4 protein-coding genes are annotated in these 8,773 nt (G+C 69.4%); 1 reads left to right on the top strand and 3 read right to left on the bottom strand.

Annotation, left to right across the window (positions count from 1 at the left end):
* Positions 1-44 precede the first annotated feature (44 nt).
* The 3 genes from ACFWFI_RS37520 to eccD all read right to left on the bottom strand — a co-directional run bounded on the left by ACFWFI_RS37520 (position 45) and on the right by eccD (position 4,510).
* Positions 45-2,258 (bottom strand): polyribonucleotide nucleotidyltransferase, encoded by a 2,214-nt coding sequence (locus ACFWFI_RS37520; RefSeq protein WP_387399413.1) that lies wholly within the window; start codon positions 2,256-2,258, stop codon positions 45-47.
* A gap of 271 nt (positions 2,259-2,529) precedes the next feature.
* Positions 2,530-2,820, bottom strand: coding sequence for a 30S ribosomal protein S15 (gene rpsO, locus ACFWFI_RS37515; protein ID WP_003965855.1), 291 nt, complete (start codon positions 2,818-2,820; stop codon positions 2,530-2,532).
* Between the two features lie 187 nt (positions 2,821-3,007).
* On the bottom strand, positions 3,008-4,510 hold the full coding sequence (gene eccD / locus ACFWFI_RS37510; RefSeq protein ID WP_387399411.1) for a type VII secretion integral membrane protein EccD: 1,503 nt from the start codon (positions 4,508-4,510) through the stop codon (positions 3,008-3,010).
* A gap of 245 nt (positions 4,511-4,755) precedes the next feature.
* Between eccD and eccCa the strand changes: the two genes are divergently transcribed.
* A complete protein-coding gene (gene eccCa / locus ACFWFI_RS37505) occupies positions 4,756-8,724 on the top strand; it encodes a type VII secretion protein EccCa (protein WP_387399409.1) in 3,969 nt (1,322 codons plus the stop codon).
* Positions 8,725-8,773: the final 49 nt, after the last annotated feature.

Raw genomic sequence — 8,773 nt, 5'->3', positions numbered from 1 at the left:
CCCCTCCGAGGAGGGGCGGGCCGTCGTCACGGAACTACGGGACGTCACTTGTCGGTGTCGTCCTTCTTCTCGTCCTCTTCGCCCTCGATCACGGGGATGAGGGAGAGCTTGCCGCGGGAGTCGATCTCCGCGATCTCGACCTGGACCTTGGCGCCGACGCCGAGCACGTCCTCGACGTTCTCCACGCGCTTGCCACCGGCGAGCTTGCGGATCTGCGAGATGTGCAGCAGACCGTCCTTGCCGGGCATCAGGGAGACGAAGGCACCGAAGGTGGTGGTCTTGACGACCGTACCCAGGTAGCGCTCGCCGACCTCCGGCATGGTCGGGTTGGCGATGGCGTTGATCGTGGCGCGGGCGGCCTCGGCCTGCGAACCCTGCTGGGCACCGATGTAGATGGTGCCGTCGTCCTCGATCGTGATGTCGGCGCCGGTGTCCTCCTGGATCTGGTTGATCATCTTGCCCTTGGGGCCGATGACCTCACCGATCTTGTCCACCGGGATCTTGACGGTGATGATCCGCGGGGCGTTCGGGGACATCTCGTCCGGGACGTCGATGGCCTCGTTCATCACATCGAGGATGTGGAGGCGTGCGTCACGGGCCTGCTTCAGCGCGGCGGCCAGGACCGAGGCGGGGATGCCGTCGAGCTTGGTGTCGAGCTGGAGCGCGGTCACGAACTGCTTCGTACCGGCGACCTTGAAGTCCATGTCACCGAACGCGTCCTCCGCACCGAGGATGTCGGTGAGGGCGACGTAGTGGGTCTTGCCGTCGATCTCCTCGGAGATCAGGCCCATGGCGATACCGGCGACGGCGGCCTTGAGGGGCACACCGGCGTTCAGCAGGGACATGGTGGAGGCGCAGACCGAGCCCATGGACGTCGAGCCGTTGGAGCCCAGCGCCTCGGAGACCTGGCGGATCGCGTACGGGAAGTCCTCGCGCGAGGGCAGCACCGGCACGATGGCGCGCTCGGCGAGCGCTCCGTGGCCGATCTCGCGGCGCTTGGGCGAGCCCACGCGGCCGGTCTCACCGACGGAGTACGGCGGGAAGTTGTAGTTGTGCATGTAGCGCTTGCGGGTCACCGGGGAAAGGGTGTCCAGCTGCTGCTCCATACGGAGCATGTTGAGGGTGGTGACGCCCAGGATCTGGGTCTCGCCACGCTCGAACAGCGCCGAGCCGTGCACGCGCGGGATGGCCTCGACCTCGGCGGCGAGCGTACGGATGTCCGTGACGCCACGGCCGTCGATGCGGACCTTGTCCTTGATGACGCGCTCGCGGACCAGCTTCTTGGTCAGCGCGCGGTAGGCACCCGAGATCTCCTTCTCGCGACCCTCGAAGGCCGGGAGGAGCTTCTCGCCCGCGATCTCCTTGATGCGGTCCAGCTCCGCCTCGCGCTCCTGCTTGCCGGCGATGGTGAGCGCCTTGGCGAGCTCGGTGCTGACGGCCTTGCTGAGCGCCTCCAGGACGTCGTCCTGGTAGTCGAGGAAGACCGGGAACTCGCCGGTGGGCTTGGCAGCCTTGGCGGCGAGGTCGGACTGGGCCTTGCAGAGCGCCTTGATGAAGGGCTTCGCGGCTTCCAGACCGGCGGCGACGACCTCTTCGGTCGGGGCCTCCGCGCCGTCCTTGACGAGCTGGATGGTCTTCTCGGTGGCCTCGGCCTCGACCATCATGATCGCGACGTCGCCGTCCTCCAGGACGCGACCGGCGACGACCATGTCGAAGACGGCGTCCTCGAGCTCGGTGTGCGTCGGGAAGGCGACCCACTGGCCCTTGATCAGGGCGACGCGGGTGGCGCCGATGGGGCCGGAGAAGGGCAGGCCCGCCAGGATCGTGGAAGCGGAGGCGGCGTTGATCGCGACCACGTCGTACAGGTGGTCGGGGTTGAGCGCCATGATCGTCTCGACGATCTGGATCTCGTTGCGCAGGCCCTTCTTGAAGGAGGGGCGCAGCGGGCGGTCGATCAGGCGGCAGGTGAGGATCGCGTCCTCGGAGGGCCGGCCTTCACGGCGGAAGAAGGAGCCGGGGATCTTGCCGGCCGCGTACTGCCGCTCCTCGACGTCCACCGTGAGGGGGAAGAAGTCGAGCTGGTCCTTGGGCCGCTTGGAAGCGGTGGTGGCCGACAGCACCATGGTGTCGTCGTCCAGGTACGCGACGGCGGAGCCGGCGGCCTGCTTGGCCAGGCGGCCCGTCTCGAAGCGGATGGTGCGGGTGCCGAAGGTGCCGTTGTCGATCACGGCTTCGGCGTAGTGGGTCTCGTTCTCCACTAGTGATTTCTCCATACTCGTCGTCTTTCGTCCTGCCGCCCGTATGGCGGAGGACGGTACGGAGAGGCGCTCCCTTTGTGCGGGCCGGTCTTCGATCGAAGCTCCCGGGCGTTGCCCCGGGGGCCACTACCGAGGACCGGCGGCGGCCGTGGGGCGCCTCTCCTCGTTCTGTTGTCGTGCTTCCAGGTTACTGAGCCGAACCCGGGTCACGCACGTACAGCAAAGGGAGCGGCCCCCTGGAACCGGGGTACCGCTCCCTCTCACAGCGTCCTTACTTGGCGCCGCCGGCCGCACCGCGGCGGATGCCGAGGCGGTCGACGAGCGCACGGAAGCGCTGGATGTCCTTCTTGGCAAGGTACTGCAGAAGACGGCGACGCTGGCCGACGAGGATCAGCAGACCCCGACGGGAGTGGTGGTCGTGCTTGTGCGTCTTGAGGTGCTCCGTCAGGTCCGAGATCCGGCGGGAGAGCATGGCGACCTGGACCTCGGGGGATCCGGTGTCACCCTCCTTCTGGGCGAACTCGGACATGATCTGCTTCTTCGTAGCGGCGTCGAGCGGCACGCGTACTCCTCTTGATGTTCGATGCGCCCACGAGTGCCCCTGGTCTTGATCTCAGGGGAGCTTCCATGACTCGGAGGCGAAGGTCCGATGAGCGCAGCCCTCAGGATGATCCCGGAGGCGCGTACACAAACGGCCGTCACACAGCGTACCAGTCGCTGCGACCCCGCCCGTCCGTCGTGCGGGCGGGTCAGCTGGTGAGCGCCCGGATCGAGTGGTAGACGTCGAAGACGGCCAGGCACAGCGGCAGCAGCGTCAGGAGCACGAAGGCCTCGGCGACCTCCAGGAAGCGTCCCCAGAACGGGGTGACTCCCTTGCGCGGCACGATCAGCCCTATGGCGGTGATCAGGGCGGCGACGCCGGCGACCGCGGCGGTCAGCCAGATCGTACGGATGTCGAGCCCCGCGCCGTCCCCCTTGAGCGCCTCGCGGATCAGATCGACGGGCGGGTTGAGCGACAGTCCGAGGCCGAGGAGCACGAGGGCGGCGAGGCCCGCTCCCAGGGCGCAGCCGACCTGGGCCGTGTAGCGGAACAGGTGGGCGCGCATCAGCATCGCGACCCCGGTGGCGAGCGCCAGGAGCTGGCCCCAGACGCTGTCCGAGAAGCCGAGCACCGCCGCGGCCCCCACGGCCACCAGCGCGCATCCTCCGACGAGGCCGAGGAGCAGTTCGTGGCCGCGCCGCGCCTGGGCGGCGATGCGGTCGGCGTCGACGGGGCCCTGCGGCGCCGGGTCCGACGTCCCGTAGTCACCGACGGTGGTGCGGGGCGGCTCGAAACCGATCGGGAGGCGGGCGAAGCGTGTGGAGAGTCCGGGCAGGAAGGCGAGGAGTCCCACGGAGAGGGGGGCGCACACGGCCGCGGTCTCGGACGGCTCCATGCCGGTCATGATCGCGATGAAGGTCACCAGCACGCCGATGGCGGAGGCGAACACGAACGCGACGAAGGTCCCGTCACCTTCGGGAGCGGCGATCATGAGGATCACCGACGCCACCAGCACGGCGGCACAGGCGAGCAGGAACTGGAGCCTGCCGATGCCCTGGCCCTGGCTGAGCGGCAGGAGCCCGGCACCGGCGACGGCCGAGTTGGTGAGTACGCCGATGCCCAGCGCGATGGACGAGCCGCGGTCCGCGTAGATGCGCGCGCGTACGCAGGCCAGCGCGAGGAGCAGTACGGCGGTGACGGCGGCCAGGATGCCCGGCAGGCCGTGCATGTCGTGCCGGATGTCGGAGGTCCAGAGCACGAAGCCGAGCAGGACCAGCAGGACCGACCCGCCGAAGAGCCCGGCCGAGCGCATGAGGCTGTCGCCCCAGAGGGTGCGGTCCCGGGCGACCGACGTGGCGACGGCGTCGGAGACGTCGTCGAAGACCGCGGGGGGCAGGGACTCCGAGAAGGGCCGCAGGGACAGCAGCTCGCCGTCGAGGATGCGCTGACCGGCCAGCGTGCGGCCGCTGTCCAGGACGGTCCCGTCGCGGCGCACCAGGTGGTAGCCGACCGGGGCGCCCTGGGTGGGGCTCTGTCCCGACAGCCGGAGGATCTCCGGGTAGAGGTCGGCGACGGCGATGTCCTCGGGCAGCGCCACGTCGACACGGCTGTCGGGCGCGACGACCGTGACCCGGCAGAAGCCGGTTCCGTTGCCGGCCGGAACTCCAGGACCCGGCCGACCGGATCCGGTAGCCGCAGTTTGGGCCGTCATAGTCACGTGCTGCTCCCCCTCATGATTCTCCTGGATGTCCTGAAAACGCACCCCTGGATCACGAGCTCTGCCTGCGTCCCGAATGACCCGTTTTTTTGCGGTAGTTAGCGGATGCGTACACGCGTCGCGACACCCTACCGCCCTCGGGCCATCGGGTACGCCAGTAGGATCCTCCCGCGGACGGAACCCGTCGCCACGGGGGCGCCGATAGGAACAGTTCCGTCCGGCAAGGGAATTGGTGAGCTGTGAGCCAGATTGTCGTCAAGCGCCCACCGCGGGCCCTCCCCTCCGAAGTTCCGGGTGAGCAGGTGCAGTTGCAACCTCCGCCCGAGTTGCCTCGCGGGCAGCAGGAGGGGGTGATGATGCAGCTGCTGCCGATGCTCGGCATGGGTGGTTCCGTCGTCTTCTTCTTCATGACGCCGAACCCGATCATGCGGATCATGGGCATGGTCATGATCGCGTCGACGGTCGCGATGGCCATTTCGATGATCATCCGCTTCCGGCGCGGCACCCAGGGCCAGCTGGCGGACATGCGGCGCGACTATCTGAAGTATCTGACGCAGACCAGGCGCGCCGTGCTGAGGACCGCCCGGCAGCAGCGCGACGCGCAGTTCTATCTCCACCCGTCCCCGGAGCAGCTGTGGGCGCTCGTCGCCGAGGGCAGCCGGGTGTGGGAGCGCCGTGTCGGGGACGCGGACTTCGCGCACGTACGCATCGGCCTGGGCGGCCAGGAACTCGCCACGCCGCTCATCGCACCCGACACCGCACCGGTCGATGAGCTGGAGCCGCTGACCGCCGGGGCGATGCAGCAGTTCCTGACGACCCACAGCACGCTGGACGGGCTGCCGATGGCGGTCTCGCTCCGTGCCTTCTACCACCTGACGATCAGTGGCGAGGCGGAATCCGCGCGTGCCACGGCCCGCGCGATGGTCGGGGCGCTCGCCTCGCTGCACTCCCCCGAGGACCTGATCATCGCCGTCGCGACCGGCCGGGACGCCGCTCCGCGCTGGGAGTGGACGAAGTGGCTCCCCCACGTCCAGGTGCCGGGCTCCACCGACGGCGCCGGCAGCCGCCGGCTGATCACCACCGGTGTCGCCGAGCTGGAGGAGATGCTCGCGGGCCGCCTCGACGGCCGCCCCCGCTTCCAGCCGGGGGGCCAGCCGATCCTCGACCAGCCGCATGTCGTCGTCGTGCTCGACGGGGAGTCCGTACCGGCGACGTCCGCTCTCGCATCGGCCGAGGGCCTTCAGGGCGTCACCGTCGTCGAGATCGTCACCGGCCAGGTCAACGGAGCTCGCGGCGGTCTCTCCGTCGTGGTGGACCCGCACTCGCTGCAGCTGGAGTCGGGGCACGGCCTGGTGTACGACGGTGTGCCCGACCTGCTGAGCCACGAGGCCGCAGAGGCGCTGGCTCGGCAACTGGCGCCGCTCCATGTCGCCTCGGGCGGGGACGACGACGAACCGCTGCTCGCCAACCTGGAGTTCACCGATCTGCTGAACCTCGGTGACGCGGCCTCCGTCGACGTGAGCCGGACCTGGCGAGCCCGCTCGCAGGCGGAGCGGCTCCGGGTCCCGATCGGCGTGGGCGAGGACGGCAGCCCGGTGATGCTGGACCTCAAGGAGGCGGCGCAGGAGGGCATGGGGCCGCACGGCCTGTGTGTCGGCGCCACCGGTTCCGGCAAGTCCGAGCTGCTCCGTACGCTCGTACTGGGCCTCGCCGTCACCCACACCTCGGAGACGCTGAACTTCGTCCTCGCGGACTTCAAGGGTGGTGCCACCTTCGCCGGCATGGCCCAGATGCCCCACGTCGCAGCGGTGATCACCAACCTCGCGGACGACCTGACGCTCGTGGACCGCATGGGCGACTCCATCAGCGGTGAGCTCAACCGCCGCCAGGAGATGCTGCGCGACGCGGGCAACTACGCCAACATCCACGACTACGAGAAGGCGCGCGCCGCGGGTGCCCCGCTGCAGCCCATCCCTTCCCTCGTCCTGGTCATCGACGAGTTCAGCGAGCTGCTGACGGCCAAGCCGGACTTCATCGAGATGTTCGTCCAGATCGGCCGTATCGGCCGTTCGCTGGGCGTCCATCTGCTGCTCGCCTCGCAGCGCCTCGAAGAGGGGCGGCTGCGCGGCCTGGAGACCTATCTGTCGTACCGGATCGGTCTGCGTACGTTCTCCGCGGGCGAGTCCCGGGCCGCGCTCGGCGTGCCCGACGCCTACCTCCTGCCCAATGTCCCCGGCTCGGGCTATCTGAAGTACGGCACGGACGAGATGGTGCGCTTCAAGGCGGCGTACGTCTCCGGGGTGTACCGCTCGGGCGCCCAGCCCGCCGCTTCCTCCGGTCCTCTGCCCGTGGACCGCAGGCCCGTGGTGTTCACCGCCGCCCCGGTGCCGGTGCGCTACGTACAGCCGACGGCGCAGACCGGAGTGCCCGAGGCGCGCAAGTCCGAGGACGACGCCCTGGCGGACACGGTGCTCGATGTGATCGTGCGCCGGCTGGAGGGCCGTGGGGCCTCCGCGCACCAGGTGTGGCTGCCTCCGCTGGACAACCCGCCGTCGCTGGACGAGCTCCTGCCGGGACTCTCCGCCGTCGAGGGCCGAGGGCTGACCCAGCCCGGGTTCGAGGGATCGGGGCGCCTCGTCGTACCACTGGGTGTGGTCGACAAGCCTTACGAGCAGCGTCGCGACACCCTCTACCGGGACTTCTCCGGCGCGGCCGGCCACATGCAGATCACCGGTGGCCCGCAGTCGGGCAAGTCCACGCTGCTGCGCACGCTGATCGCGGGCTTCGCCCTCACCCACACGCCCCAGGAGGTCCAGATCTACGGGCTGGACTTCGGTGGCGGCGGCATGGCCTCGGTCTCCGGTCTCCCCCACGTCGGAGGGATCGCGTCCCGGCTCGACCCCGAACGGGTGCGCCGTACGGTCTCCGAGGTGTACGGGATCATGGCGCGCCGTGAGGAGTACTTCCGCAGTGCGGGCATCGACTCCATCGCCACTTTCCGCAGGCTGCGGGCGCGCGGCGAGATCTCGGTGACGGACCAGCCGTGGGGCGACGTCTTCCTGCTCATCGACGGCTGGGGCAACTTCCGGACGGACTACGAGGCCCTGGAAGCGGCGGCCATCGACATCGCGCAACGCGGTCTCGGCTACGGCATCCACCTGATCGTCACGGCGTCGCGTTCCATGGAGGTCCGGGCCAACCTCAAGGACCACCTGATGAACCGGCTCGAACTGCGGCTCGGTGACGTCATGGACTCCGAGCTGGACCGCAAGGCCGCGGTCAACGTGCCCGCCGGCGTACCCGGACGCGGTCTCACCCCGGAGAAGCTGCACTTCATGGCGGCGGTGCCGAGGATCGACGGCATCAACTCCGACAGCGACCTGTCCGAGGCCACTGCGGCCATGAACCAGGAGGTCGCCCGGCACTGGACCGCGGCTCCCGCCCCGGCGGTCCGGCTGCTTCCCCGCGAACTCCCGGTCCACGACCTGCCCGCGGGCTACGCGCAGCCGGAGCGGGGCATCTCGTTCGGCATCGACGAGAACAACCTGGAGCCGGTCTTCCTCGACTTCGAGCGGGACCCGTTCTTCCTCGTGTTCGGCGAGAGCGAGTCCGGCAAGTCCAACCTGCTGCGCCTGCTCATCAAGCAGCTGACCGAGAGGTACGACGGGAACGCCGCCAAGTTCTTCGTCATCGACAACCGGCGAGCGCTCCTGGACGTCACCCCCGCGACGCACCTGGCGGAGTACGTGCCCATGTCCAACAACATGGAGCACCACGCGGACGCGCTGTTCGACCTGATGAAGCGCCGTACGCCCTCGCCCGATGTCACGGCCCAGGAGCTGCGTGAACGCAGCTGGTGGAGCGGCCCGACGGTGTACGTGGTCGTCGACGACTACGACCTGGTCTCGACGTCCAGCGGCAACCCGCTGGCCAAGCTCACCGAGATGCTGCCGTTCTCCCGCGACGTCGGCGTGCGGTTCATCATCGCCCGCAGCACGGCGGGAGCGGGCCGTGCACTGTACGAGCCGTTCCTGCAGCGCATCCTGGAGCTGGGGGCGCAGGGCGTGATGCTCTCCGGCGACCCCATCGAGGGAGACATCCTCGGCAACGTACGACCGCGGCCGATGCCCCCGGGGCGCGGGGTCTTCGTCACCCGGCGACGCGGGAATCCGCTGGTGCAGACCGGACTCATGGACGGGGACCGGTAGGACGTATCGCAATGGCGAGGCGGGCGGTGACAGCAGGCGCTATGCCGCC

Origin of the sequence: Streptomyces sp. NPDC060209 (assembly GCF_042728155.1) — a bacterium.
Lineage (GTDB): Bacteria > Actinomycetota > Actinomycetes > Streptomycetales > Streptomycetaceae > Streptomyces.
The sequence above is the reverse complement of the archived record's forward strand: the minus strand, read 5'-3'. Positions and strand labels throughout refer to the sequence as shown.